At 52.5% G+C, this 25,392-nt stretch carries 24 protein-coding genes and 2 pseudogenes; 11 read left to right on the top strand and 15 right to left on the bottom strand.

Annotation, left to right across the window (positions count from 1 at the left end; all coding sequences use genetic code 11):
- The first annotated feature begins 88 nt into the window (after positions 1-88).
- Positions 89-3,217 (top strand): hypothetical protein, encoded by a 3,129-nt coding sequence (locus BLU48_RS22515; RefSeq protein ID WP_106110952.1) that lies wholly within the window; start codon positions 89-91, stop codon positions 3,215-3,217.
- A gap of 2 nt (positions 3,218-3,219) precedes the next feature.
- On the top strand, positions 3,220-3,525 hold the full coding sequence (locus tag BLU48_RS22510) for a hypothetical protein (protein ID WP_057021731.1): 306 nt from the start codon (positions 3,220-3,222) through the stop codon (positions 3,523-3,525).
- Between the two features lie 302 nt (positions 3,526-3,827).
- Here BLU48_RS22510 and BLU48_RS22500 read toward each other — a convergent pair whose 3' ends face one another.
- The 3 genes from BLU48_RS22500 to BLU48_RS31795 form a co-directional block, all read right to left on the bottom strand.
- Positions 3,828-4,679: an N-6 DNA methylase gene (locus BLU48_RS22500; RefSeq protein ID WP_057021729.1), complete on the bottom strand. Its 852-nt coding sequence runs from the start codon at positions 4,677-4,679 to the stop codon at positions 3,828-3,830.
- Entirely contained in the window at positions 4,676-5,524 is an 849-nt protein-coding gene (locus tag BLU48_RS22495) for an N-6 DNA methylase (protein ID WP_057021728.1), read from the bottom strand. Before BLU48_RS22495 ends, BLU48_RS22500 begins: the two co-directional genes overlap by 4 nt.
- Positions 5,525-5,636: 112 nt before the next feature.
- Positions 5,637-5,924 (bottom strand): hypothetical protein, encoded by a 288-nt coding sequence (locus tag BLU48_RS31795; RefSeq protein WP_138233651.1) that lies wholly within the window; start codon positions 5,922-5,924, stop codon positions 5,637-5,639.
- Positions 5,925-6,183: 259 nt separating this feature from the next.
- Here BLU48_RS31795 and BLU48_RS22490 point away from each other — a divergent pair, with 259 nt between their 5' ends.
- The 6 genes and pseudogenes from BLU48_RS22490 to BLU48_RS22465 all read left to right on the top strand — a co-directional run bounded on the left by BLU48_RS22490 (position 6,184) and on the right by BLU48_RS22465 (position 9,749).
- Positions 6,184-6,615 carry a LexA family protein gene (locus tag BLU48_RS22490; protein WP_032899762.1) on the top strand — a complete coding sequence of 144 codons (432 nt, stop codon included), beginning with the start codon at positions 6,184-6,186 and terminating at the stop codon, positions 6,613-6,615.
- 11 nt (positions 6,616-6,626) lie between these two features.
- Positions 6,627-7,532: an abortive infection family protein gene (locus tag BLU48_RS22485; protein ID WP_082636605.1), complete on the top strand. Its 906-nt coding sequence runs from the start codon at positions 6,627-6,629 to the stop codon at positions 7,530-7,532.
- Positions 7,525-8,418, top strand: a complete 894-nt coding sequence (locus tag BLU48_RS22480; protein ID WP_057021727.1) for an abortive infection family protein — start codon at positions 7,525-7,527, stop codon at positions 8,416-8,418. The genes BLU48_RS22485 and BLU48_RS22480 overlap by 8 nt, the downstream gene beginning before the upstream one ends.
- Positions 8,419-8,421: 3 nt before the next feature.
- A complete protein-coding gene (locus BLU48_RS22475) occupies positions 8,422-8,787 on the top strand; it encodes a Y-family DNA polymerase (protein WP_057021726.1) in 366 nt (121 codons plus the stop codon).
- A gap of 25 nt (positions 8,788-8,812) precedes the next feature.
- Positions 8,813-9,145: pseudogene (locus BLU48_RS32580) on the top strand (site-specific integrase); the annotation flags it as partial.
- Between the two features lie 157 nt (positions 9,146-9,302).
- Entirely contained in the window at positions 9,303-9,749 is a 447-nt protein-coding gene (locus BLU48_RS22465; RefSeq protein ID WP_044268196.1) for a hypothetical protein, read from the top strand.
- A gap of 249 nt (positions 9,750-9,998) precedes the next feature.
- Here the strand turns inward: BLU48_RS22465 and BLU48_RS22460 are convergent, their stop codons facing one another.
- From BLU48_RS22460 to cadR, 7 genes and pseudogenes are all read right to left on the bottom strand, one after another.
- Positions 9,999-10,985: an arsenic resistance protein gene (locus BLU48_RS22460; protein WP_044268193.1), complete on the bottom strand. Its 987-nt coding sequence runs from the start codon at positions 10,983-10,985 to the stop codon at positions 9,999-10,001.
- 114 nt (positions 10,986-11,099) lie between these two features.
- Positions 11,100-11,966, bottom strand: a complete 867-nt coding sequence (locus BLU48_RS22455) for a sterol desaturase family protein (RefSeq protein ID WP_054897301.1) — start codon at positions 11,964-11,966, stop codon at positions 11,100-11,102.
- A 68-nt stretch (positions 11,967-12,034) separates the two neighbouring features.
- Positions 12,035-12,709, bottom strand: coding sequence for a helix-turn-helix transcriptional regulator (locus BLU48_RS22450; protein WP_231988985.1), 675 nt, complete (start codon positions 12,707-12,709; stop codon positions 12,035-12,037).
- 59 nt (positions 12,710-12,768) lie between these two features.
- Positions 12,769-13,278, bottom strand: coding sequence for a signal peptidase II (gene lspA / locus BLU48_RS22445; protein ID WP_044268189.1), 510 nt, complete (start codon positions 13,276-13,278; stop codon positions 12,769-12,771).
- Positions 13,275-13,620 (bottom strand): annotated as a pseudogene (locus BLU48_RS22440) (DUF3703 domain-containing protein). Before BLU48_RS22440 ends, lspA begins: the two are co-directional and overlap by 4 nt.
- Positions 13,621-13,627: 7 nt before the next feature.
- Entirely contained in the window at positions 13,628-15,907 is a 2,280-nt protein-coding gene (locus BLU48_RS22435) for a heavy metal translocating P-type ATPase (RefSeq protein WP_044268187.1), read from the bottom strand.
- A gap of 226 nt (positions 15,908-16,133) precedes the next feature.
- Entirely contained in the window at positions 16,134-16,541 is a 408-nt protein-coding gene (gene cadR / locus BLU48_RS22430; RefSeq protein WP_078467797.1) for a Cd(II)/Pb(II)-responsive transcriptional regulator, read from the bottom strand.
- Positions 16,542-16,641: 100 nt separating this feature from the next.
- Here cadR and BLU48_RS22425 point away from each other — a divergent pair, with 100 nt between their 5' ends.
- The 3 genes from BLU48_RS22425 (at position 16,642) to rloA3 (ending at position 18,470) form a co-directional block, all read left to right on the top strand.
- Entirely contained in the window at positions 16,642-17,535 is an 894-nt protein-coding gene (locus BLU48_RS22425; protein ID WP_044268183.1) for a cation efflux transmembrane domain-containing protein, read from the top strand.
- A gap of 60 nt (positions 17,536-17,595) precedes the next feature.
- Entirely contained in the window at positions 17,596-17,865 is a 270-nt protein-coding gene (locus BLU48_RS22420; RefSeq protein WP_044268181.1) for a hypothetical protein, read from the top strand.
- A gap of 86 nt (positions 17,866-17,951) precedes the next feature.
- A complete protein-coding gene (rloA3, locus tag BLU48_RS22415) occupies positions 17,952-18,470 on the top strand; it encodes a retropepsin-like aspartic peptidase RloA3 (RefSeq protein WP_102047827.1) in 519 nt (172 codons plus the stop codon).
- 200 nt (positions 18,471-18,670) lie between these two features.
- Here the strand turns inward: rloA3 and BLU48_RS22410 are convergent, their stop codons facing one another.
- The 5 genes from BLU48_RS22410 to BLU48_RS22390 form a co-directional block, all read right to left on the bottom strand.
- Positions 18,671-19,033 (bottom strand): copper-binding protein, encoded by a 363-nt coding sequence (locus tag BLU48_RS22410; RefSeq protein WP_044268177.1) that lies wholly within the window; start codon positions 19,031-19,033, stop codon positions 18,671-18,673.
- Positions 19,034-19,059: 26 nt separating this feature from the next.
- Positions 19,060-22,188 carry an efflux RND transporter permease subunit gene (locus tag BLU48_RS22405; protein ID WP_044268174.1) on the bottom strand — a complete coding sequence of 1,043 codons (3,129 nt, stop codon included), beginning with the start codon at positions 22,186-22,188 and terminating at the stop codon, positions 19,060-19,062.
- The gene (locus BLU48_RS22400; protein ID WP_044268171.1) at positions 22,185-23,669 is read right to left on the bottom strand and encodes an efflux RND transporter periplasmic adaptor subunit; all 1,485 of its coding nucleotides are present in this window, start codon (positions 23,667-23,669) and stop codon (positions 22,185-22,187) included. Before BLU48_RS22400 ends, BLU48_RS22405 begins: the two co-directional genes overlap by 4 nt.
- On the bottom strand, positions 23,666-24,922 hold the full coding sequence (locus BLU48_RS22395; protein ID WP_044268168.1) for a TolC family protein: 1,257 nt from the start codon (positions 24,920-24,922) through the stop codon (positions 23,666-23,668). The genes BLU48_RS22400 and BLU48_RS22395 overlap by 4 nt, the downstream gene beginning before the upstream one ends.
- 101 nt (positions 24,923-25,023) lie before the next feature.
- Complete coding sequence (locus BLU48_RS22390; RefSeq protein WP_044268166.1) at positions 25,024-25,365, bottom strand: hypothetical protein; 342 nt, start codon at positions 25,363-25,365, stop codon at positions 25,024-25,026.
- Positions 25,366-25,392: the final 27 nt, after the last annotated feature.

Here is a 25,392-nt window from a genome sequence, read left to right as displayed (position 1 = left end):
TTGCTAGCACTCTTCCTCTTAAGTGCGCACTAGATTCGTTTCCGTATGTTTACAAATGGTATAATTAAGAAAACAAATCTTAAACTTAATGCGTCAATTCAAAATTCTGTTCGCAATGCTTTTTCTTCTGTTGGTTGGCAACCAAGCCCAAGCTCTCGAATATTCAAATATTTGTGAAGTGATGAGGACAGCAACACCTCAATCCAAGGGGTTGGCTTCTCAGATAACACAAGGCATGTTCGCTTGTGATGCCGATCAGGGGGTAAGCGTACTTCTAGCTTTAGAAGGTACTAATTCTGCTGCTGTTAAAGCGATCAAGCCGATTCTTGTAAACGCTGGTCGTACTGATGCCAGCTTCTCAAAGCCTAGCCCTTTTCTCGATTCAATGACTACATATTTAACCAATATAGGTTTGGGCGTAACTGGTTTGATTGCTGTTTTTCTTATTTGGAAGTTTTTATATGACAAGGCCAAAACCGGTAGCCTTGAGGCTGCTATCAAAAACAATACTGTAAGAATGATTGCACTGCTTCTGCTTTTCTGTCACCTCATCCTTGTGAGCGTTGTAATGTTGTTGTTTGCAATATTTGGATTCATGGTTTCGAATAAGCATGCGCTTTCCACTGATTTAGAAGAGCTTGCTAAGTCAGAAGATTACAACTTCGTCAGAGCTGAAGAGAAGATGGTTTTCTCCGCTAACATCGAGAGGATAAACGATATAGCTACGGAAGATCTTAGGACGATAGACGCAATGTTTGCCAATAATCGTGTTGCTTTGGGGGAAGCCGGATATACAAGAGGTGAGATACTTAAAATCTCTGCTGACGCCGGTTTGAAGGTTTCGAAGGATAAAAGCTGGGGTACACCAAACGTAGACGCAACAACAAATTGGAAAAACATTCTTAATTGGCTTAACGAAGTCAAAGACTATTCAATGAAAAAGTCTGCTGACGATTACCCATTCAAAGACCAAGTGCTTAAAGGTTATCCCGCTAGTTTTGGTAAATTCATCATTGGATCGAATGGTGCTGACGTTGAGCAATTGACTGGTGAGAGTCTTAATGACGGTACGATGAGGTCTATGTTTGAAAAGGGGGCAAAGACTAGCAATGAAATGTTAGGTGGATCTTCTACCTACCTGAAAAATACTGGTACGTTAGGTCGTAAGTATTACGCTCAAATCATGGATGACAATTTCCAAACAAACTCAATGAATGTTGTGGATGGTAAATTCGACGCAGAAGAGCAAGCCATTGTTGATGATGCTTATACTAAATCAAAAGAAGTGATGGGCATTTTGAAGCTTGACGAAATTGGAGTCAGTACGTCATCAGTTGCTGAAGTGATAAAATCGAAATTTGCATCGGGATTTCTTTCAGCGTACATGGGCCACGACTTTGATGCTGATGGTGCTTCATTTCAAAACATTATTAACTATTTTAAGAATACGATTGTAAAAGCCAAACTAAACGAATACTGCACTGATACATGGTCTGAGCATGAATCCTCAAGGCGTGCGATAAAGCAATACAATGAATTACCTAATGACGTGAAGGGTAGCAAATTAAACCGTGATCAAGGATGGGATTCAATCTCTGATTTTGACATGCAGTGCGCGACCCTTAACCCAATCTCATTGAAAATTGAGATATTGGGAAGCGAAAATCAAGCTGACGTTCTCAAATTCAGAGCGGTGCAGTTAGCTTACCTAACGGCTGCTAATAGGGCTTTCGAGCTTTATTACATCGGGGTAAAGAAAGCACTGCAAGAGAACAAAGAAGGCATAGACATGCTGACCTATGAGGTGCTGACGAATTCGACAAAAGGGATTTTAGGTAGTGCTTTGTCAGCTTCATCCATGTCGAAATTCCGCAACAATAAAAACATCAGTACCCAAACCTTGAAGAATGCTTTCTTTGTTCACTGGGATAACGCCGACATTAAAAACTATAACTATGTGAATAGAAAGGTGCTTTGTGGCATACAGGATGTTAGGCCCGAAGGCCAAGCAAGCTCGTGTAACCTTGTACCGTTTGCTCCGATTGATTATAAAGGGCTTTATCTTTCAGCAATTATCAACGTAACACCTTCTACTCTTTTGGATGATGGAAGCTGGTTTAGTAAATTTGACTTTAACAAATTAATAATGGATGCAATCGGTTTTGATTTCACCTCTATCAAATTGATGGCCGGTTTTGATCCCTCGCTGTCGATTATGAAAGGTAGAGCGGAGTGTGCAGCAAATCCACAAAGCTGTGCGAATAACTACCATATCGGCCTTGCTGGCGGAATGTACATGCTGGGCAATGAGATGTTCGATTTTGGCGTGAAGATCATATTACTTAAGGCGCTTACAGCCGTTGCAGATGGCACTCTTGATTCGATTATAGAGATGATCGGTTCTAGTGATTCATCATCAGCAGGAATCAAGACAGGACAATTCACCGGAAATATCGCTAAATTCCTAGGTTCGTTTAGCGGTAAGACAGTACAGATAGCTCTCAAATCCATGGACATTATAATGAGCGCGTATTTGCCTTTAGGTTACGTTTTTGCAGCTCTAGGCTTTTTCTGTAAGTACGTTATTCCTTTGGCCTTATTCTTCATGTTGTTGGGTAGATTGATTTCGTTTATCTACTTCGCGTTTTTCTTCAAATTTATCGAAGCACCGGTGCTTTTCAGCTACGGAGCCATAAGCGGTAATCCTATCCATCTACAAAGAGCTGGTTGGAAGTTGGTTTATTTAGCTTGGTACATGCCCGTTCTCGCTTTATTTATGAAAGTGATTTCTTTCACTGCAGACAATATGAATGCTCAAGGTTTAATCGCCGGAATCCTAGGTATGAGTGATGGGTCGTTTATTGGAGATATTCTTGCAATTCTTGCTACGGTAATCTTTATCATTTTCTGTATTTTCAGTATCTATAAAAGTGGTATGGACCAATTCGACAGTACAATGAAAGTAATCGGTAATGAGGATACCCCTGCTGATGATTCAGCAAACAGAATGTATGCTTTATTGTTTGCGAATAATAGAATGCAAAATGCGATCAGTTCTAGTGTCCCAGCACTTGAGAAAGGCTTCAAAAATCTTGTGGCTAACAATTTGAAGGCAAAGCAATACGAGGCTCAAAGGAAAGAGAGAAATAGACAAGCTCGTGAAGAATTCAGTAAGGAAGAACATAAAAATAAACAAACCACTGAAGGGGAGGCTTGAATATGAATGAGCAATCTAAAAAGCACTACTATTGGTTTTTGGTAGCTATCGTCGTGCTAGGTCTGGTGAAGGTTTTTACCGTTTTAAGTTTCGGTGCGATGTTGTTAACTGCATTCGCTTGCGCGGTATTGTTTTGGGCAATTCTCAAGGGTGTGAATATAAATCAGAAGCTAAATGCAAAGATTGAAGAAGTTGATGCTGCGAATCGTGATGTGATTGAACACAACGAAACTCTGATGGGACTGGAAATGTCGCGCAAGAATGAGGTCAGAAAGAAGAGACTTGAAAAGCTCGGGCTTGGTGATTGATGAGGTTTCTTGCTTGTGTCACCAAAGCCTTTCTGTGCGGTTTCCTTGCCTTGAGCTTGGCGTCCGCCAGTGCTGGCAGTCATCGACTCTCTAGCGCGGGTATACAGCCTTGGCCTGTTGCTGTGATGCCTAACGCCGTGGATCTGGAATCCTTGTCGATTGCTAACCTGGTGGCATGGCCTGTGAGCTGCACAGCGGTTGCTTACAGCCTGCAGGAAGGGGAGAAGACAAACGTGTTGAGGGCTTTGCTAGGTGAAGACGTTGAACCATTAAAGATTGCAGGTAGGTGAGTGAAAATAACCCTAACTTTTATTTAAAATTCTATTGGTCAATGAATTCATATGTTTGAACAGTTGAAGCTTTTCCTGCATGTGCTGGTCATGAGCGAGCTTGACGTTCAAGAGAACATTTTCAGGTGTCTTGATGACTACCATCGACTTACTATTAGGGTTCGTCTCTGTGAGCGCATTCGAGCAAATGACTCTCAGCTGGTGAAGGTCATGCTCATGAACCACCATGCTCGATACCAACTGTAGGGCCGCTGCGCAACACATCAATGGGTCAATGTCGTTCACCATTAAATTGAGTAATTGCGTGCGGTGGCGTCCTACTCTGGCTTCTCTCTGTGCTGCTGGTAACGTCAAGCTACCTGCCCCACTGCAATCATCATGTATGACATACGGCTTGGTGCGCTTATCTCGGTCGGATTCGCTCACGTCTATCAGGTTGCCAATCAGATTAGCCAAGTCTGGTGGAGTGAGGTACTGACCTAAACCATTCCCCTTCTGGTCATCAAGCCATATGTCTTCGATGAGCGAATGCAGCACATCTGAGAACGCAGGTAGGGCTTCTACAACTTCTTTGTAGATTTGCGCTGACCTTGCTAACGCTGCCAGGTTGATTGAGCTGAACAGCTTTGCGTCTAGACAGATGTAGGTATCGTCAATGAAGACGTGTTCGGTTAGCTCCAGGTCAGTGGTTCCATAATGACGGTATCGCGCCACAAGCTGATTCAGCATCACTCCAAGGTTGAATTTGATGAAGATGGACAAGGCCAAATCTCGTTTTGCTCGTTTGCCACCGGTTTGATGTCTTGTGATCTGGAAGATTGAGGCTTTCAGTGCTTTGATTTGTTGTTCGATAGGTAGGCTCATGCTGCACCTACCGATTCATGAAGAAAGTCTAGAAGCAATTTAGTTTCTTCAATAACCTTTTGTACCGCCTTTTCCCCGCGAATCCTTTCAATATCTTTAATGACTAATTCAGGGGTGCGGTACTTTATTACAAACGACACTTCGCCAGTTTTGTATTGTTTGATTGCGTCAGAACACAGCACTACTAATTGCTTAACATCTATATTGTTGTTTACGGTATTTGAGATTATTTGCAGTGCTGCCACATTGCACATGAATGGGTCTAAGTCGTTAATCAGTATCTCTAGTTTACAAAGGCTTTGAGGGTTTTCCTTGAAGGCTCTGTTAATTTTCGCAAGAATTAAGGCTCCGTAACCAACACAAATATCACTGATTTTATGTTCATTATTTTTATCATTTTTAGCATCAAGTAATTCTACGACAAATTGCGCTAGATCAGGTGGAGTCATGAATTGACCCCGCGAAAATGCTTGAGCTTTGGAGATAGTGATTTCTTCTGCCAGGAGTGAAAGAATATCTAGGAATGGTTCATTTTGCTTAACGATATTGTTGTATAGGTTTACAGACTCAATGAGTGAATCAAGTTCTATGAACTCTAAGTCTTTGTGTTTGCCTTCATATTGGATCAATGCTTCACCTACATTAATGTGGTGATTTATCATCGAGGATGGCAGTCCGTGATGTGCATAGCGCTCGCCTAGGGTGTGAATGCCGGTATGAAGCGCTAGCTGAACAAAAGCTTTGAATGCGAGTTTTTTATTTTCTGAATCTGAACCGCATACATTTTTTGTAATTTTGAAAATCGTTTTCTTGAGATTTACGATTTGGTTTTTTAATTCATTCATTTTTCACCTATTCAGTAATGACGGCGAAAATATAGATCGAATTAAATGTGATTGTCAAGATTATTATTATAGTATTGGGGCGGCATTTGATTGTGAGAAAGCCCTATAGGGCTTATTTAATTTTGCTTTGGTAAAACTTCTGATATGCGGTCTTTTGCACTTTGTAATCTTCGCTATCATATTCACGTAGCTCTATGCTTCTATGATTGTTATGGTGGTTTAATATTGATACCTCTTTAACTAGTCTCATGAATTCAAGTGTGTATTTTTCTCCAAGTATTTTTGAATCTAAAATCGTAATTCCTATTTTTCCTTCTTTGTCGGTTTGTATGTTTAAATACGGTTCAAGTTCCTTTGGTGCTTTAAAGTGTTTTGATGATTCTTGTGTGCTAACTATCATTCTTATCTCCGGCCTGTTGATAAAAGGTTTATTCCTTTTGTAGGCATATTATACCATTTATGTTTTTTGATTTTTTGTATTAGGGAAATAATCTATCTTCAATTAATTAATTTCAGTTTTGGTATCGCTGTTTGCGTTTCGTCTGAATACGTCTGTTAGGCTTTTTCGAAGCTCGTCTGTCGGACGGATCTGTAGGTCGCTTGTGGGCTACTGGCACGTCGCGCCATACTGTTTGTATGTACAGTGCGAGCAAGCCCCTATGTTTTCCATCCTCGGTCCCATCAATCCCCCTGTAGATCCTCTGCGAAAGCCCATCGTGGGCAGGGTTTCGTGTGGGTTTCCGTCCCCTGCGCTTGAGTACTCTGAACCGCCTTTGAGCCTGGATGAACTGGTGTGCCTGCGTGAGCCTTCGCGCTGGCTGCTCCGTGCTGATGGCGATTCCTTGCAGGGGATTGGGATCTACGATGGTGACGTGCTAGTGGTGGACAAGGCTCTAGAGCCTTTGGATGGTGACATTGTGGTCGTAGTCATTGGGGCTGATTTTTGCTGCAAAGAGTACAGAGAACGCCTAGGGAAATCGCCCATTCTGCTGGCCCACAATCCCCTCAATGCAAGCATTGAGGTGGGAGAGTGGGAAGACATCGAGCTGTGGGGTATCGTCCTGCACAACCTACACCGTGTGTCTCGATAAATGAGTGCGTTATGACAACCAGGAAAGAAGCCATTGAACGGCTGGCGACGCTTGTACAGGAATCTCGCAGTGAGGTCCGTATTGGGCTGGAATCAGTTGAGAAAGATCTTCGTGAAGCGGTTCATGGAGTGCGTCTTTACGCAAGCGGTTGCCGTGTTGGCTTGGGTAATATCGGACTCGACGATTACGAGTATGGATTTCTGACCTTTGATGGTGAACAAATTCGCGCGCTTTCTTCATCCTCTTTAGAAGATGCTTACAATTACGGTAATGAAGAAGAAAGATACTATACGTCTAAGCATTTGAGCGAGTTGAGTGAAGAGGATATAGTTAAATATTCCTCTGCTGAATCCATAAATTCGATTTGGTCCGCCGTTGAATCTAAACTGAATGATTTTCTTGGTGAAGCTAAAAGCGCTGTTAGGCAGCTTTCTGAGTTTACGGACGTCCAAGCTGAAGCAATGCAGGAAGATCTGACCGGCCTGATGAAAGGTCAATATTTCGAGAAACAATGGGCACAGGCGCGGCTGAAGGTCGCGACAGATCCGAGCGATTCGCTTAATCACAGCAATAGATTTCTCGAGTCTATATGCCGACATTATTTAGAACAAAGAGATTTGCCTTTGCCAGGTACTAAAACTGCACCTGAATTAGTGGCTGCAGTCGTCAAAGACTTTCCATTTCCTAGCACAGTGGAGGGGAAAGAAGCTAAAGGCGACATCGAAAAACTTTTCGGCGGAATCAAGTCGATCGGTGTAGGCACAGGTTCTTTTAGAACTCATTTTAGTACGGCACATGGCGGCGATAAAAAAGTTAGTCAAAATGATGCTCGATTGGTCAACAATTTAGTTGGTGCTGCTGCAATCTATATTCTTGAAAGACTCAAAGAGCGAATGGTGGCAGACCTAAATGAGTGATGACGGATTTTCTGAGCTGGCAGCTCGATCAGCAAAGGTCAAAAACGAAAACCTGCAACTGTTGCTTGGGTTGAGAGCGTTTGAACGAAAGCTTCTCGATTTGGTTGAAGGTCTTGGCTGTGGTGGTAACAGTGAGACCGTAGTGTTTGATGAAATTCTCGACCAAGAACATGAGCCGATGGGGCACACAGCTTGTTATCTCGCATTCACTGGACGGGAGCTAATGATTGGATGGAAACAGGTTCCTTGTCCAAGCGAAGAGGATTACTGGACCCTTTGCCCATTGGACAAAGCGGACACTGACCTGCACAGGCGTATCAGTGACCATAAGGTTCTGAATTCACTGGTAGCTGATCTCCTGGTTAACCTTGATCGGGAGTACATGAAAACTGCCTCCGTGGTTCAGTCCCTATCCCAATTTGTGACGGTCGAGAAGGCCGCGATGGATGCCGATCTCGATGGGCTCTTCCAGGGCAATAAAATGCTCTCGGATTCCTGGTTGAAAGCTCGGGGATGTGTGCTGACTGATCCAGAGCTTTCCATCACGTTGAGCTGCAGCCACATTGAGACAGTACTGAAAGCGTGTCTCAAATCTCTAGGTGAAACGGGCTACCAGAAAGACGCGATTGAGAAGCTTGGTAGCAAGGTTTTGGACATCCTGAAAAAGTCCTCGGTTATCGACGAAGCCACCTCGCAAATGATGCGTGGAGTAGGCACCATCTTCCTTGGCGTAGGGACCATCCGTAACGCCCAAAGCGTCTCTCATGGCAAGGATGATGAATACACTCCACCTACGTCAGATCTAGCTCAGACAGTAAATCATCTTGCCGGTGTTGCCTCTGTCTTTGTGATGAAGCATACCGACCTTGTGTTGACGGGGAGGTGACTCATGGCCGTCTTCTGTTTGGTTGATTGTGACTGCTTCTACGTTAGCGCAGAGCGTCTTTTCGACCCTACGTTGATAGGCGTCCCTGTTGTTGCTTTGTCCAACTCAGATGGCTGCGTCGTTTCCCGCTGCCCGATAGCCAAAAGCAAGGACTCCTCTTCTGGTGGGCTGGGGATCAAGATGGGCGCGCCATTCTTCGAAATTAAGCACCTGATGAAGTCTCACGGCCTGCGAGTGGTCAGTTCAAATTACGCCTTGTACCAAGAAGTCAGTAACCGTGTGATGCGTGTTTTAGAGACGTTTGCGCCTCGGATCGAGGTGTATTCGATTGATAAGAATAAGTTGCATACCGTGGACGTCCAAAGTTAGATGGCGTCCCCATGGACATTGACGCTTGTTCTTACAGAGATTTCCCTTGCCTACCGTCGAACACATTCACTTCAGTCCGCATGACCTCTCTGTCAAAGACCGCCTGATTACCTACTCGCTGAATAGCTCCCGTGTAGTGATCGAAGGACTACCACAAATATTCTGGGAAGACGGATTGCCCTGGAGAGAAGCCAATCTATGGGCTATGGAGAGAGTCACCAACGGTGAGGCACTCCTTAAGACCGTTTCTAGCAACCTGAACGGGCTGTTGAACTACGCGAAGTTTTTGGAGAGTCGCGGGCTTCAGTGGTTTGAGTTTCCGTCTCGAAAGGCTGATCGATGTCTTGTTCAGTACCGTGTGCTGTATGACTCAGAACGATTGGGCACGGTAGATGATCTTGAGCATGTACTCAAAGAGCGGCTTGCTATTGCTCAGGATGGGAGTCCGCTAATGGAATCGTTGATGGCTCAACAGCGAAGCGTAGAGAGCTTCCGTCGTGTCGTAGGGAGCGTAAATGAACGTTGAACTCCCTGTTCGCCGCAACGCTGCTGATCAATATCGTGATGCTTTTGAGCGCCTGAAACTCAATAGGCCACAGCTTCTTCCGAAGGGGACACCGGTCACTCAGAACAACGTGGCCAAAGAGGCCGGAAGCGATCCTTCGGCGCTTAAGAAATCTCGTTTCCCGAGTCTCATCGCAGAGATAAAAACCTACGTGGAACAACATGCGCAGGAGCGACCTCCTTCGTTGAGCCAGGTAAATCTTCTCGCCCGCCAGAAAAGCCGCGCCCTGCGTGATCGGATTGAGCAAGTTGCCCGGCAGCGCGACCAACTCGCAAGTTTATTGAGCGAAGCGGATGCGAAGATCATTGAGCTGTATGACCGTATCGCTGAGCTTGAGCGGCAGTTGCCTGCGTCAAATATAATTTCGTTGGATCCGCGCGGGCCGAGAAAGCTTTGAGATAACAGCGCGTATGCAGCTAGTCGTCTGGGTGTAGGGACTGGCCTATTCCGACCACTCTGCTGCTCAACCTTGATGCGGCGAGCCGGAAGGAGCTGAGCGCTCTGCTAGATTGATGCATCTCAGCCGGCAGCTCCGGGCTAGATGCTTCCTGCCTACTGGCTGCGATCCGCCGATGGAAACAGGCAGCTATCGGACCAGTAGCAGTCATTCAAGCTTCATCAAAACCATTTCGCGACGTTTCGATCTCTATCGCGTTATTGACGCAGTCTGCGAACTTTTTCGCCAAATTAGTGCCGGTACTGCGCGGATGTAGATCAGCTCACCCACCAACTCGACTAGCGTCTGGGTGATCACCGCCGCCGCTGCAAGGCCTCGAATCTCTTCAGGCAATGTCAGGGCCAGTGGGAGAACGACCAAAGAGTTGCGTGTTGACGAGCTGAATGTCACTGCTCTGGCAGTCGGGGACGGCAGCTTGAAAGCTCTCGAAGCCAAAGCGCCAACCAACGGAGCCAATAGCATGAAGCCGATGTACACTGGGATGACCGGAGCAAGTTTATCGATGTCGCGAACGACCGAGGAGATTTGAGAACCCACCACCGCGACCAAAACCGCTGCCATAGCTGGGACGGGTAGCCAAGCCCAGGCGGCGTTCCAAGCGCCGATGATTTTCGACTTTTTCGCCAGCGCCGCTGTAATCACGGCCAATAACAACGGCGCAACAATCAACACGAGAAAGGCTTCAGCAAAGGGGCCTACCGAGATCATGACTTCGGACTGCCCACCCAACATGAAGGCCAAGTACACGGGTAGCAGAACCAGCTGAAGCAGCAGCAGGATTGGTGTGGCTGCAAGGATTCCACGAGAGTCGCCCTTGCCAATATGAGTAAAGACCACCACGTAGTCGATGCAGGGGGTCAGCAGTACGAGGAGAGCACCAACAAGGATCGCCGGATGATCCGTGAGTCCCCGAGTGAGCCCCCATACCAACAGCGGAATCAGTACAAAGTTGGCGATCAGCAGGGCTGACATGAAGCGTCTATTGCTCAGTCCTTCACGCAGATTAAGAAAGGGAATCTGTAAGAACATCGCGTACATCAGCACGGCGATGGTTGGCGTTACCAAAGCGTTCAACCCCTGAGCAGCTACAGGCGCAATGAACCCACCGATTGCTGCGGCAATGACCGCGACGAAATAGATCGGTATTTGGTTCTGTTCAAGTGCGTCCCTATCCATAGCGCTCCCCTCGGGTATCAAAACAAGGCCGTCAACCTAAGCAACACCAGCTCGTCCGTCGAGTGATGGTGTAGGCACACGCTCATGCCATTATATGTCACGTATCATCGCGGTTTATTTGGGCAAGGTTGCTTTTCCAAAGGGCACAACAAGCTGCTCCAAATAGACCTGCGGGAATCCCTGTTCATGCAGTCCGACCTCTGCCTCGCCCAGCTTCCCCGCGCTGTCATAGAACGTACCGAACAACCGATCCCATACCATCAGAAACTCACCAAAGTTCACTTGGGCATCTTCGAAGTCACGCTTGTGGTGCCAACGATGGATTTCGGCGACCCCAAACACATGTCGTAACCAGCCCACCCGGTAATCCAGGTTCGAGTGCTGGAAGGCCAGGTGCACGCTCAAAATGCCAAACCAGGTCGCGACCACCGCCGCGGGTGCCCCTGAAGCGAGCAGCACTACCAGCCCAGGGCCGGCCATGAACGCAGCGTGGAGGGGGTGGCGCCGCTCACCGTTCATCCAGTACAGCCGTTCGGCACTGTGGTGAATCATGTGGAAACGCCACAGCCAGGGCACCTGATGGCTGATTCGGTGCATGCTGTACAGACTCAGGTCGAGCACCACCACAACCAGCAACAGTTGCAGCCATAAGGGGCTCTCAGTGGGGAACAGACGCATCGAGGCCGGTACCGCATCCCCCAGTTTGGCCACGATTTCTGCCGTGAACTGAATGACGGAAAGGTTTACTAGCAAGTGCAGCAAGTCCGTCTGGGTGTCCTGGTGATCTTCCAGCCACTCCTGCCGAAACGGCAGAAGATGCTCCAATGCCGCGATGGCCAGCAGTCCGACCGCAGCGACAAGGGGGGATGTCGGCCAATAGGGCATTCCAGCGTATAACGCCCACACCATGAAGGCCGCACAGCCGCCAAATACTAAGGGATAGCTCAACCATCGAATGGCGAAACGAGAAATGCTGGACATTATCGGGCTCCCGAGTTGTGGGCCTTTACGATATGTGCGGGTACGCGCTGGCAGCTTGAACGAAAGAGCTAGCCTTCCTGCAGGCGAACTTCGGCAAGCGCTGAGGATGGATCAATGCCCAGCAGCGCACGAAAGGTTCGTGAAAAATGGGCGGAATCGGAGAAGCCTACCGCGTGTGCCGCGTCGGTCATCGATAGCCCACTGGCCAATAGCTGAACTGCATGGGTGAGGCGCAGCCATTTTGCATAGCTGCGCAGCGGCAGGCCGGTCTGCTCCACGAACCAATGGGAGAACCGCGTCGGAGACAGGTGCACCAAGGCGGCGAGTTGGTCACGCCGCACGCTGCCGCTGTGCACGGCTGCGCTGACCACAGCCAGGCGCGGGTCGGTTGTCGGCAGGTCGATTACTCCCAACGCCCTCCGAACCGCCCTTCGGACACCAAGGGTCGTCTCGTCTAAGGCATCGATCAGCCTCGTCACGTCGGCCGTAGCAATTTCGAGCGGCGCCAGGGTTCTGCCCTCGGGCAGAGCCCGGGCTTCATCCGACAATACATCTAGGTAGATCGACATGACGATGTCGCCGCTGAGCCGATGGCGAACACCCGCAGGAATGCGAACCGCGGCCCCGGTGTGGCAACCCTGGGGGGACTCTACGGAGACGAGCGCATTCACTCCCAGTGCAATCTGGTGCGCCTGATGATGGTGCCAGTCTTGATGCCCGGCGCGGCCGATGAAGATAGCCATGCCAGGCGCAATCCACGCACGACCGGACCAGCGAGGCGAGTCGACCGCTGCGGGCACCTTCATCCCGTCCGACCTGCTTGTGGACTCGGTTGCGACAGGCTGCTCAGGAACAACAGTAGAACACCACCGACGATGGCGATATCCGCTAGGTTGAACGCCGGCCAACTCCATGTCTGGTAGTAGAAGTCCAAGTAGTCGACAACATAGCCGCGGAACGACCGATCGATGAGGTTACCGATAGCGCCGCCCAAGATCAGGCTATAACCCAAGGATTCGCTCGGGGGGTGCGCACGACGAAGCAACAGGGCAAGCACCACGGACACGACCAAAGCGATGGCGATGAAAAAATAACGCTGCCAACCGCCCGCTTCAGCCAGGAAGCTGAAGGCTGCCCCGGTATTCCGGGCATGCACAATATTGAAAAATGAACTCAAGGGAAGCGTTGAACCCAACGCGAATAGACGTTCAACGATGGATTTGAACCCTTGATCGAGGGTGGCAACTGCAGTCGCCAGCCCCCACCAAAACCAAGGTGTGACGTAGTGCGTTGCTTCCTGATGTGCCTTCACTGGTGCTTACCTTGCAGTAGTCGTTGAAGATCCTTTGGAACTGGCATCGACCGGAATGCACTGATCCTGGCCCGTCTGGTGTTGCCGATTGGTACCCAGATTTGCTGAACAGCAAGGCGGCCATTATCCGTGTGGTTTGGCCAAACATTTCCCGGTAGTCTCGCTGTTGCCAGCCAGCCCGGAGCATCAACCGATGGCTGCATACGTGCAGCACTGCAGGCGCTGACTGAGAATGTGGGCGCGCTCCAACCAGGGATAGGCGCGCCAAGGCTCCTTGGCCGCAAGTGCCTGCTCGGCTTGCTGGAAGGCCATCTCGATGGCAGCACGTAGTTCACTGTTCATCTCGCCCTCACTTGCGCAGCAGGCGCAATCCATTCAGGACTACCAACAGACTTACCCCCATGTCGGCGAATACCGCCATCCACATCGTGGCGTGACCGGCCAGGGTGACTACCAGAAAGATCGCCTTGATCCCCAGAGCCAGTCCGATGTTTTGCATAAGCACCGCAGCGGTTTGCCGGGATAGACGGATGAAGGCCGGGATCTTGCGCAGGTCATCGTCCATGATCGCCACATCTGCAGTCTCGATCGCGGTATCGGTACCCGCTGCGCCCATGGCAAAACCGACATCGGCACGAGCTAGTGCGGGGGCATCGTTGATGCCATCCCCGACCATGCCCACGGTAGCTCCGTTGTTGATCAGGGCTTCAATGGCGCTGAGCTTGTCGGTCGGTAACAGGTTACCTTTGGCTTCGTCGATGCCCACCTGCGCAGCGATCGCTTCGGCGGTGTAGGGGTTGTCGCCCGTCAGCATCAGTGTTTTCACGCCCAGTGCGTGGAGTTCGCCAATGGCAGCTTGGCTGCTGTCCTTCACCGTATCGGCCACGGCGAACAGGGCCAACACCTGAGTTTTGTTGGAGAGGATGACAACCGTTTTGCCCTGACGCTCGAATCGTTCGAGTAACGCTTCGAATTCAGTCGAACAGAGACCGAGCTCCTCAAGCAATCGGTGGTTGCCCAGCTGGTAAAGATGACCGTCAATAACACCTCGAACGCCGCGCCCAACGATAGCTTCAAAGCTCTCTACGGCCAGCAACGGTATTGAGCGCTCAGCAGCCTGGTTGGCAATGGCTTGCGACACTGGGTGGTCAGAGCGACTGGCCAGACTCGCCGCCGCCGAGAGGTATTCCGATGGCAGGTCTGTGCCAATGGGTAGGAAGTCGGTCTGAACCGGCTTGCCATGGGTGAGGGTGCCGGTTTTGTCCAAAGCCAGGTGCGTGATCTTGCGGCCGCTTTCCAGGTACACCCCGCCCTTGATCAGAATGCCTTTGCGAGCGGCGGCCGCCAGGCCGCTGACGATGGTAACAGGGGTGGAAATCACCAGGGCGCAGGGGCACGCCACCACCAACAATACCAGGGCACGATAGATCCAGTCGAACCACATCCCGTTCATCAGCATGGGCGGTACGACAGCCACAGCCAGCGAGAACAGGAACACCGCCGGCGTGTAAATCCGCGCGAACTGATCAACGAAGCGCTGGGTTGGCGCACGGGCACCCTGAGCCTCTTCGACCGCGTGGATGATCCGAGCCAGGGTGGTATGGCTGGCTTCCGCCGTGACGCGATACTCCAATTCGCCAGCTTGGTTAATGGTGCCGGCGAACACCGTATCGCCTGGCCCCTTTTCCACAGGCAGGCTCTCGCCGGTGATGGGTGCCTGGTTGATCGTCGAATTACCTTTGACCACCTCCCCATCCAGGCCGATACGCTCACCGGGGCGAGCCCGAACCAAACTTCCGACGGCGACCGTGGCCACCTCCAGCTCGATCCAACGGCCATCGGGTTGCTGCACCGTCGCCTTGTCCGGAGCCAGGTCCATCAGGCCGCGGATAGCATTCCGAGCGCGATCGAGGGATTTGGCCTCGATCAACTCCGCGACCGCAAACAGGAACATCACCATGGCAGCTTCGGGCCATTGCCCAATTAGAATAGCGCCCGTAACGGCAATACTCATCAGCGCATTGATGTTGAGGTTACGGTTCTTGAGGGCGATCCAGCCTTTCTTGTAGATGGCCAACCCGCACAGCAACACGGACGCCAGAGAAATGGCCGCAACGCCCCATTCGGGCACCAACTGGGTGAAGTGCAAGATCTCCGCAGATGCGGCGGCGGCCCCGGACAGCCCTAGCCGCCACCAGTAAGCATTGGTCGGTGGATGCGGTTTGGTCGAGGATTTGGTTTCGGCCGCAAGCTGGGGAGTGAAGCCGAGCGCGCGGATCGCGTCCAACGCGGGCGCCAGTGCCTCCGGCTCATGGCTGATGGTGAGTGTTCGTTGCAGCAGATTGAACCGCAGTGCCGAGATGCCCGGCATACCGGACAGTTTGTCGGTGATCAGTCGCTCCTCGGTGGGACAGTCCATTTGCGCAATTACCACACGAGTGCCCTGCGCGGCGGTCAATGGCTCAGCCTTCATCCCCAATGAAGCAATGGCCTCCACAAGTACCTGCGGGGACAGCGGCTCGTGACGGACGTCGAGGGTCCGGTTTAGCAGATTGAACTGCAGCGCCTGCACTTCGGGCAGCTTCTCCAGTTTGCCGCGGATCAGCGCTTCTTCAGTAGGACAATCCATTTGTTCAATGCGAAAGCTGCTCAGTTCGCCTACCGGTTCTGCCGGTGCCGCGCAAGCCGTTGCACTGCAGCTTGTCTCCGCAGGGTTGCCGCATAAGCTTTTTTTCGGGGTGTCATCGCAACAATTAGCCATTAAGGCGTCTCCTCTGTTGTTGCGCAGTGAACACCCTATAGTCGCTATATGGTCAAGAACTAAATTTTTGAGCAAAAACGAAGGGGCGCGTGCATCAGGAGTGTGTTGAACCGCCCTCCACCAAGCCCGAAAGTATTCCGCAGTCCAAGCTTTGTCGTTCGTTATCGCAGCAGCGGCGCAATCTCACCAATTGCTCTTCCAGAACTTGCAAGGACGTGATTTGGGTTCTGACCTGAGCAATATGACTATCAAGCAGCGCATTCACCGCCGCGCAAGGTTGCTGCGGCTGTGCTTGAAAGCTCTGCAAAACAGCGATTTCCTCCAACGACATACCGAACGACCGGCAGCGACGGATGAACAGGAGTCTCTCCACATGTTCCGCTTCATAGGCGCGGTAGCCATTGGCCTGACGATTTGGCAGTGGAAGCAGACGTTCGCGCTCATAGAAACGAATGGTCTGAATATCCGCTCCTGTCAGCTGTGCTAGTTGACCGATGCGCATCAATGGCTCCTCGATAAAAATCCAGTATATCTACGCTTGACCCTATACCTACTATATAGTTTTCAATAACCAGAGTGGAAACCAATAGGAAAAGTGGATCATGAGCGCCTGTGATAAATCCTGTGGTTGTGGCCCCGCGGAAACAACCACCGAAGCGGCATCCACGTCGTCGAATGATGGAACATGGGTTAGCAGTTTTTTGGTGCCAAAAATGGATTGTCCATCAGAAGAACGGATGATTCGGCTCGCATTAAATGACTTGCCTGAGCTCCATTCATTGTCCTTTGATTTGGCGAGCAGGCAGGTACGCGCTTTCCATTACGGGCCCGTTGATCTGATCACTACAAAGCTGGAGTCACTTGGCCTGGGCGCAACGTTACTGGGGACTGAACCGGCCAGTCAGGAAGCAGCCTCGGCCAATAGTGCCACCGAAGAGCTGACTACTGCCAAGGAGGCAAGCACGCTCAAAATCCTACTCGGTATCAATGCCGCGATGTTTGCCATCGAGATGGGCGCAGGGTTGATCGCCCAGTCGGCTGGCCTAGTGGCCGACTCACTGGACATGTTTGCTGATGCTGCCGTGTATGGCTTGGCTCTTTACGCAGTCGGCCGGAGTGCACGGCTGCAGGTGCGCGCTGCGCACCTGGCAGGTTTCTTTCAGATCGTGTTGGCCCTGGGTGTACTCGTTGAAGTGGCGAGACGCTTTCTCTACGGCAGCGAACCTGAGTCGATGTTGATGATGGGGATTGGCGCAGTCGCACTGGTTGCCAACGTCAGTTGTCTCTTGATGATCTATGGTCATCGCGAAGGCGGTGCACACATGAAAGCAAGCTGGATTTTTTCAGCCAACGACGTGCTCGCGAATCTTGGCGTTATCGTTGCCGGCGTGCTGGTCGCGTGGACAGGTTCTGCCTATCCAGATTTGGTGATTGGTACCGTTGTGGGCCTCATTGTCTTGAATGGGGCACGCCGAATCCTGGCCTTGAAAGCGTGATCAAGGGGGCATTTGCTGGCTGCTGCTTCACGCCGTTCCCCAACCAGAGACTCGTAACTTATGACTGATGATTACACGGTTGAGATAGAGCAGCTAATGGCGGGTTTAAACCGCAATATTGCCGAAGGGCATGCCGTCCAGAGTCGAGATGCTGCTTATGCTGCCTACCTAAAGTTGATGGCACTGCGCGAGCAGTCGGGCATCAGCGCTGAGGCAGAGAGACTTCTGGAGCAGAACTGTCAGAAGGCCTGGTTGCTCTATGAGGCCTTCCACCTGGAGGTGCAGCATGAGTTGGAATGGGCGAACAGCCGCAGCTACGAGGATGTTTAGGGCTCGTCATTGACGGAGCAGCAGACAACCTAAGCCCCCTACAGCACAAGAAACAACTCTCTCAACCCATAAAAGAGGTTTCCCTTATGCAGTATCGAACGACAAGATGGTTGATTGCGATGACTATTGCTTTGGCGATGACGCCCGGATTTGCCGAGACGAAGTCACCGCCCAAGGTATTTGGGTGGGTGGAGGAAGGGCAGATTCAACCAGAAAACATCTCGGTGAAAATCAAGCTCGATACCGGAGCTTTGACCTCGTCCATGGATGCGAAGGATTTGGAACGGTTTGAAAAGGACAACCAGAGGTGGGTCCGCTTTAACGTGGAAGTCAAAGACAGCATGACTGGCAAGATGACCAATTCATCCTTTGAGCGCAAAGTCGTCCGCAACGTAAAAGTGCGTGGCGCCGGCGGCGCGGAGCAGCGTCCGGTTGTGATGATGAAAATATGCATCGGATCTCGTATGTACGATGAGGAGTTCTCGCTGAAGGATCGGGGCAAGATGAATTATCCCGTGCTGATTGGGCGCAGTACCTTAGCGCGTATTGGAGCGGTTGATGCCTCGCGGACCTTCACCGTGGAGCCGAAATGCGACACCCCATGAATGTTACCGTCCTCAATCGCTGACTGGTTGCCTCAAGTAACGTCAGTCGATCTGATTGAGAAGACGATGCCACCGTGACAACGCCACTTTTTCAACAATATCGGCGAGAAGCAGTCATTCTCACCCGTAGCCGAAGTGCTGATTGTTGTGAAGGTAGGTGGTAAAAACCGGCACGACAATACGTGCCGGCTACTGAAACATCACTTTTTGATGGAGACAATCGTTGCTTTTCCACCCTCTAGTCGAAAAGAAAACGATACACGGTCTCCAACCGACAGCCCTGCCAACTGATCCTCGGCCACGGAAAAGGCCATGGTCATCGGCGGCCATTGCACCGCTGGAACGGCGCCGTGAGCTAGGGTCACCGTATGTTTTGCGGGATCGATAGCCTTGATCGTGCCCTCGGCGCTGGCGACAGGCGTTTGCTTCGATTCCTGCTTCGATTCCTGCTTCATTTCCATGCCTTCCATATCGTCCATTTTCATGCCCGGCATGTCCTCTGCCAGGGCAGAAAAAGACAGCGTAACTACGATGCTAGCAGCTGCAATCAGGGTCAGTTTCATACGACTTTTCCTTGAGGGGGATTGGGTTAAACTTGGAGTTGACGGCGACGCATCAGGCGATACGCTGCCGGAATGACAAACAGGGAAAGCAAGGGTGCCGTGACCATACCGCCAACCATGGGCGCGGCGATGCGGCTCATCACTTCGCTGCCGGTGCCGCTGCCCAACAGGATGGGTAACAGACCGGCAATGATCACGGCCACGGTCATGGCCTTGGGGCGAACGCGCTGCACAGCGCCTTCACGAATCGCCGCCACCAGCCCACGCTCAGTGCTGTCGCCGAGGTCTTCACGCTCGGCCCAGGCGTTTTTCAGGTAGAGCAACATAATCACGCCGAACTCGGCAGAAACCCCGGCCAAGGCGATAAAACCGACCCCGGTGGCGACTGACAGGTTGAAGCCCAGCAGATAGAGGAACCATGCCCCGCCAGTCAGTGCGAACGGCAGAGTGGCCATGATCAGCAAGGCCTCGTCGAATCGGGCAAAAGTCAGGTAGAGCAACACGAAGATGATCAGCAGCGTGGCAGGCACCACCAGTTTGAGACGTGCGTTGGCCCTTTCGAGAAACTCGAACTGTCCGGAGTAACTGAGGCTCATGCCTGGCTGCAACTTGACCTGCTCACTGACGACCCGGCGCAGATCGGCAACCACCGAGGCAATATCCCGACCACGCACATCGATGTACACCCAGCCTGAAGGTCGTGCGTTCTCGCTCTTGAGCATCGGTGGGCCGTCGCTGACCTTGACCTTCGCCACCGTGCCAAGGGTGATCTGGCTCCCCAGCGGGGTATAGATCGGCAATTGCTCCAGGGCGCCGAGCGAGTCGCGCCACTCCCGTGGGTAACGTACGTTGATCGGGAAACGTGCGAGACCTTCAATGGTCTCGCCGACGTTTTCACCACCGATGGCACCTGCCACGATGGACTGCACATCGGCGATATTCAGCCCGTAACGAGCAGCGGCCTTGCGGTCGATATCCACGTCAATGTAGCGCCCACCGGTCAGTCGCTCGGCCAGAGCCGAGCTGACACCGGGCACGCCCTTGGCCACTCGCTCGACTGCCTGAGTCGCGGCATCGATCTCCGTCAGGTTGGTGCCGGCAACTTTCACTCCAATTGGGCTCTTTATACCTGTCGCCAGCATGTCGATTCGGTTTCGTATTGGCGGTATCCAGATATTGGTTAGTCCAGGGACTCGTACCACACGATCCAGTTCTTCCACCAATTTTTCCTGGGTCATGCCTTGGCGCCATTGCTCGTGCGGTTTGAATTGAATGGTGGTTTCGAACATCTCCAGCGGTGCCGGATCGGTAGCGGTTTCGGCACGGCCTGCTTTACCAAAGACGTGTTCCACCTCTGGAACGGTCTTGATCAGGCGGTCGGTCTGTTGCAGCAATTGCACCGCTTTCTGCGCCGACAATCCCGGCAGAGCAGAAGGCATATAGAGCAGGTCGCCCTCATCCAACGGCGGAAGAAATTCTCCACCCAAGCGCGACATTGGCCATAGCGCACTGACGAAAACCAATAGCGCCACCAGCAGCGTGATCTTTGGTCGACGCAAGACTGCGTCCAGGGCTGGCTGATAGATCCGAATCAACCACCGGTTCAACGGGTTCTGTTGCTCACTGGGGATTCGTCCTCGAATCCAGTAGCCCATCAGCACTGGCACCAAGGTCACTGACAATCCCGCCGCTGCGGCCATGGCGTAGGTCTTGGTGAAAGCCAGTGGGCCGAACAAACGCCCTTCCTGTGCTTCCAGGGTAAATACCGGGATGAACGACAGGGTGATGATCAACAAACAGAAGAACAATGCAGGGCCTACCTCCGCTGCCGCTTCAGTCATTACGTGCCAATGATGCTCACCCTTCAGTTCCTCCCCAGGATTGGCCACGTGCCAGGCCTCAACCTTCTTGTGGGCGTTCTCAATCATCACCACGGCGGCATCGACCATCGCGCCGATGGCGATGGCAATCCCGCCCAAAGACATGATATTGGCGTTGATGCCTTGGTAACGCATGACGATGAAGGCAATCAACACACCAACCGGCAGGGAGATGATCGCCACCAGCGACGAGCGTAAGTGCCAGAGGAAGATCCCACAAACCAACGCGACAACGATGAACTCTTCGATAAGCTTGTGGCTGAGATTTTCCACAGCGCGGTCGATCAGCTTGCTTCGGTCGTAGGTGGTGACGATTTCAACCCCAGCCGGCAAACTGCTTTTCAGCTCGTCGAGTTTGCTCTTGACCGCAGCAATGGTCTCGCGAGCATTCTTGCCGCTGCGCAAAATAACCACGCCGCCGACAGTCTCCCCCTCACCGTCGAGTTCGGTGATGCCACGCCGCATTTCCGGCCCCAGTTGGATCGTGGCGACATCACCAAGAGTCACCGGCACACCGTTCGAGCCCAGCTTCAGCGGGATCGCCCGAAAGTCATTGAGCGTCTTCAGGTAGCCGGAAGCCCGCACAATGAACTCGGTCTCCGCCATCTCCAGCACTGCACCACCCGTTTCCTGATTGGCCTTGCCGATAGCGTCGGTCACCTCAGTCTGGGTGATACCAAGGCTGGCCAGTTTGAGCGGATCAAGCTGCACCTGGTATTGCTTGACCATGCCTCCCACCGTAGCGACTTCTGCAACGTTGGGCAGAGTCTTGAGTTCGAACTTGAGGAACCAGTCCTGAAGTGCTCGAAGCTGGGCTAAATCGTGACCGCCACTGCGATCCACCAGTGCGTACTGATAGATCCAACCCACCCCTGTCGCATCCGGCCCCAACGCCGGTTTGGCGCTGGCCGGCAACCGGCTTTGTATTTGGCTCAGGTATTCCAACACCCGCGAGCGGGCCCAGTACAAGTCAGTGCCGTCTTCGAACAGCACGTAAACGAAGCTATCCCCAAAAAAGGAATAACCACGCACGGTCTTGGCCCCTGGTACTGAGAGCATGGTGGTGGCCAACGGATAGGTCACCTGATTCTCGACAATCTGCGGCGCTTGTCCTGGATAAGGAGTGCGGATGATCACCTGAACATCGGAGAGATCCGGCAACGCATCGATGGGCGTGCTCTGCACCGACCAAATACCCCAAGCCGTGACGAACAGTGTCGCCAGTAGCACCAGGAATCGGTTGGCCACCGACCAACGAATGAGAGCTGCAATCATGGCTGGCTCCCCGATTTACTCAGGCGCTGGACACGCAAGCCATCATCGGTCTGGCTCACCGCGACCCGAACCTTGTCACCAGCCTTGAGGCCCTGCATCAGCGCCGGACTGGCGAGAGGGAACGTCATCGTCATGCCAGGCATGCCCAGCGTCTTGAAGGGGCCATGGGCGAGCGTGACTTCTTTGTCGTTGATCTCAACGATCTGCCCATCCGCCTCATGAAAACTGGAGGCTGCTTCACTGGGCGGAGACTCTTTCTCCGAGCTTGCAACAATGCCCTTGAGACTGGCCTCCGAGTCGAGCAGGAACTGGCCAGAGGTCACCACCTTCTGGCCTTCTTCCAGACCTTTCACTATCGCCGTCTTGCCATCGCTTTCCTGGCCGAGTTGCACTTCAACCGGACGGTAGCGGCCAGCGTCTTCGGCGAGCATCACCAGAGCACGTCGGCCAGTGCGAATGACCGCCTCGCTCGGCACCCACAAGACACTTTGCCCGGTTGAGCTGTTTAGGCGTACGTGCGCCGTCAAACCCGGTCTGAGGCGCCCGTCCGAATTGGGTAGTTCCACCCGCACGCGAAGCGTGCGACTGTCCGGATTGGTCTCGGGCAAAATCGCGCTGACCTTGCCATTGAGCATTGTCCCAGGGAAAGCTGGCAGACGCGTTTCGACTGGCTGTCCCACGGTGATAGCTGCGGAGTCCGATTCTGGAACAGCCACGGCTAGCCAGACACTGCTCAAGCCATTGACGCGCGCCAGAGTGTCGCCAGTCGCCACGGTCATCCCCGTACGAACATTCAATTCTTGCAGCACACCACCGATGGGGCTGGTGAGCGTCAGGTAAGGTTGAACCTTACCGCCACGCTCTACCTGGGTAATCAGTGTTGCCGGCATCCCAGTGAGCCGCAGTCGCTGGCGGGCCGCAGCCAACAGGTCGGCATCACCGTTGCGCTTGAGTGCAAGGAACTCTGTCTGGGCGGCGGCCCACTCTGGCACCAGAATATCCGCCAACGGCGCATTGGCTTTGAGCACATCGCCTGGAGCATGGGCATAGACCCGTTCTACAAAGCCTGCGGTGCGTGCCTGAATCACGGCGACATCCCGTTCGTTGAACGCCAAGACACCTGTCACGTCGAGGCTGGACTCAAAGTTTCCACGCGTGACAGTCGCAATACGCAGACCGAGATTTTGGGTCAGACTCGGATCGATACTGACGGTCGCACGATCCCCGACGACGTCGGCGTACTGGGGGATCAGTTGCATGTCCATGAAGGGGGACTTACCCGGTTTATCGAACTTTTGCTGCGGGTACATGGGGTCGTACCAATACAGGGCCTTGCGTTCATCCGGTGAATTGAGGCTCTGCTCCGGGGCGGTATTGGGTGCCTCATTCATGCGTTGGTGAGCAAACCAGTAACCACCGACAGCACCCAATGCCAGCGTGATGCTTACCAGCAATGCCCCGTTCCATTTTTTAAGGATCATTGGCTGGACTCCCCATAAGCAAAATACAGACGCGCACTGGTCAGTGCTCGCTGCTCTTCCACATCGACCTGTTTGAGGCGGACTTCAATGAGTTCACGTCGGGCGGCAACAACGGCGTTTAAATCGCCTTTACCAGCGCGATAACTGGCCATGCTGAGTTCGACCTTTTCCCTGGCCAGCGGCAACAGGCTTTGCTGGTTCCGGCTTACCGCACGATTAAGGCGCTCATAATCAGCCAGTTCGTTTTCCAGTTGCTGGGTGTGCTCGCGAGACAGAGCTTCGCGCTCGGCCTCAAGCTGGCTGAGTTCAGCCTGTCTGGCTGCGATTTTGGGGTTTTGGCGCGAGTCAGGAAACAGCGGCAGGTCCCAGGAAAATTGCACGCTGACCATATCGCCAAACTCACCGCCACGGCGCTGGTAATCCAGTTCCCAGCTCCAGTCCGACTGCTTCTCCGACACGGCTTCACGAACCTTGGCTTGCGCTTCGCGGGTCATCGGCGCAAACGCTGCCAACTCGGGATGGTGTTGCAGTTTATGGGCGTAGCTTGATGGATCGACGGGCCATTCAGGCAAGCTACCCACAGGCTTGTCGTTGGCGGCGGAGCCTATCCAGCGTTTGAGGGCCGCTCGGGCCTGCATGCGCTGGCGAACCAGATCGTCCTGTTGCTCCGCCAGTTGAGCCGCTTCTTGCTTGGGCGTCACTGCATCGGCGGGTTGAGCGCGGCCACCGGCAATCTGGGCCCGGACGGTATCGCTCAGCAGGCGGTTTTCTTTGTAGAAGTCCTGGAACAGCGCATCTTTGCGCTCAACCGAGTAGCTGCTGATCCAGGCCAACGCCGTGGACTGGCGTACCTTTAGGCGCTCGACTCCACGCTCTGCCGCAGCTCGATCAATGGCCGCATCGGCGACCTCAATGCGTGCTTTGCGCTTGTCGCTGTTGGGCATCTCTTGTCTGACCCCGACCATTTGCATGGTCATGAAGTCCTGGTCGATGCTCCAGCGATCTGGGCCGCCGATGGGGTAGTTCTGCACACCTGCCAGCAACTTGGGATCGGGTAATTCACCCGCTGGAATAGCCGCACTGCTGGCAGCCTGAATTTTGGCGTCTTGTGCGATCAGCGACGGTGCATTGTTTTCAGCCAGCCGCAACGCTTCATCGAGTGTCAATGCGGCAGCGAAGCTCGGCAATGCCAGTACGCTTGCCGCCAGACCGGCCATCAGGGGCCAACCTGTGCAATAGCACTTGGAGTTCATGTTTACGATTCCTGTGATCATCCACTGCACGCGTCAAAAAAAACATGCGCGCAGCCAGTCCATCCCGCAAATGCGGAATGAGGCTCAATGTTGGACAGGAGTTAAACGCGAGGCGGTCGCCATACCCCGGACGGGTTTTGTACGGGCAGGGAGTCGCTGAAGAAAGAAGTCACTACGGGGCTGAACACGGTTACAGGAGGCTTGAGGATCGAGACTTGCAGCATGCCGCCCGTCTTGCATTCCTTGCCCGGCTTGCAGGGTTTGCCATGTTCCGTCGGGCTTTTCATGTCGTTGCAGCAGTCCATTCCCATGTCTTCCATCATCGCCATGCCCATCATCTTCATTGGGCAAGGTTCTGTCGGCGCCTGAACACCCGCCATCCCGCTAAGGGGAAGCGCCAAGCTAATAACGAAAATGAGGCAAAACCGCAGGTAGCGTTTCATGGGCTGGAGTGTAGTGGCTGAAATGGG

This window comes from Pseudomonas synxantha, from assembly GCF_900105675.1.
Lineage (GTDB): Bacteria > Pseudomonadota > Gammaproteobacteria > Pseudomonadales > Pseudomonadaceae > Aquipseudomonas > Aquipseudomonas synxantha.
The sequence above is the reverse complement of the archived record's forward strand: the minus strand, read 5'-3'. Positions and strand labels throughout refer to the sequence as shown.

What these genes read in the sequence shown, in the direction of transcription:
- BLU48_RS22515 (WP_106110952.1), top strand. Translation starts at nt 89, where the DNA reads ATGCGTCAATTCAAAATTCTGTTCGCAATGCTTTTTCTTCTGTTGGTT.
- BLU48_RS22510 (WP_057021731.1), top strand. Translation starts at nt 3,220, where the DNA reads ATGAATGAGCAATCTAAAAAGCACTACTATTGGTTTTTGGTAGCTATC.
- BLU48_RS22500 (WP_057021729.1), bottom strand. Translation starts at nt 4,679, where the DNA reads ATGAGCCTACCTATCGAACAACAAATCAAAGCACTGAAAGCCTCAATC.
- BLU48_RS22495 (WP_057021728.1), bottom strand. Translation starts at nt 5,524, where the DNA reads ATGAATGAATTAAAAAACCAAATCGTAAATCTCAAGAAAACGATTTTC.
- BLU48_RS31795 (WP_138233651.1), bottom strand. Translation starts at nt 5,924, where the DNA reads ATGATAGTTAGCACACAAGAATCATCAAAACACTTTAAAGCACCAAAG.
- BLU48_RS22490 (WP_032899762.1), top strand. Translation starts at nt 6,184, where the DNA reads ATGTTTTCCATCCTCGGTCCCATCAATCCCCCTGTAGATCCTCTGCGA.
- BLU48_RS22485 (WP_082636605.1), top strand. Translation starts at nt 6,627, where the DNA reads ATGACAACCAGGAAAGAAGCCATTGAACGGCTGGCGACGCTTGTACAG.
- BLU48_RS22480 (WP_057021727.1), top strand. Translation starts at nt 7,525, where the DNA reads ATGAGTGATGACGGATTTTCTGAGCTGGCAGCTCGATCAGCAAAGGTC.
- BLU48_RS22475 (WP_057021726.1), top strand. Translation starts at nt 8,422, where the DNA reads ATGGCCGTCTTCTGTTTGGTTGATTGTGACTGCTTCTACGTTAGCGCA.
- BLU48_RS22465 (WP_044268196.1), top strand. Translation starts at nt 9,303, where the DNA reads ATGAACGTTGAACTCCCTGTTCGCCGCAACGCTGCTGATCAATATCGT.
- BLU48_RS22460 (WP_044268193.1), bottom strand. Translation starts at nt 10,985, where the DNA reads ATGGATAGGGACGCACTTGAACAGAACCAAATACCGATCTATTTCGTC.
- BLU48_RS22455 (WP_054897301.1), bottom strand. Translation starts at nt 11,966, where the DNA reads ATGTCCAGCATTTCTCGTTTCGCCATTCGATGGTTGAGCTATCCCTTA.
- BLU48_RS22450 (WP_231988985.1), bottom strand. Translation starts at nt 12,709, where the DNA reads ATGGCTATCTTCATCGGCCGCGCCGGGCATCAAGACTGGCACCATCAT.
- BLU48_RS22435 (WP_044268187.1), bottom strand. Translation starts at nt 15,907, where the DNA reads ATGGATTGTCCTACTGAAGAAGCGCTGATCCGCGGCAAACTGGAGAAG.
- cadR (WP_078467797.1), bottom strand. Translation starts at nt 16,541, where the DNA reads ATGCGCATCGGTCAACTAGCACAGCTGACAGGAGCGGATATTCAGACC.
- BLU48_RS22425 (WP_044268183.1), top strand. Translation starts at nt 16,642, where the DNA reads ATGAGCGCCTGTGATAAATCCTGTGGTTGTGGCCCCGCGGAAACAACC.
- BLU48_RS22420 (WP_044268181.1), top strand. Translation starts at nt 17,596, where the DNA reads ATGACTGATGATTACACGGTTGAGATAGAGCAGCTAATGGCGGGTTTA.
- rloA3 (WP_102047827.1), top strand. Translation starts at nt 17,952, where the DNA reads ATGCAGTATCGAACGACAAGATGGTTGATTGCGATGACTATTGCTTTG.
- BLU48_RS22410 (WP_044268177.1), bottom strand. Translation starts at nt 19,033, where the DNA reads ATGAAACTGACCCTGATTGCAGCTGCTAGCATCGTAGTTACGCTGTCT.
- BLU48_RS22405 (WP_044268174.1), bottom strand. Translation starts at nt 22,188, where the DNA reads ATGATTGCAGCTCTCATTCGTTGGTCGGTGGCCAACCGATTCCTGGTG.
- BLU48_RS22400 (WP_044268171.1), bottom strand. Translation starts at nt 23,669, where the DNA reads ATGATCCTTAAAAAATGGAACGGGGCATTGCTGGTAAGCATCACGCTG.
- BLU48_RS22395 (WP_044268168.1), bottom strand. Translation starts at nt 24,922, where the DNA reads ATGAACTCCAAGTGCTATTGCACAGGTTGGCCCCTGATGGCCGGTCTG.
- BLU48_RS22390 (WP_044268166.1), bottom strand. Translation starts at nt 25,365, where the DNA reads ATGAAACGCTACCTGCGGTTTTGCCTCATTTTCGTTATTAGCTTGGCG.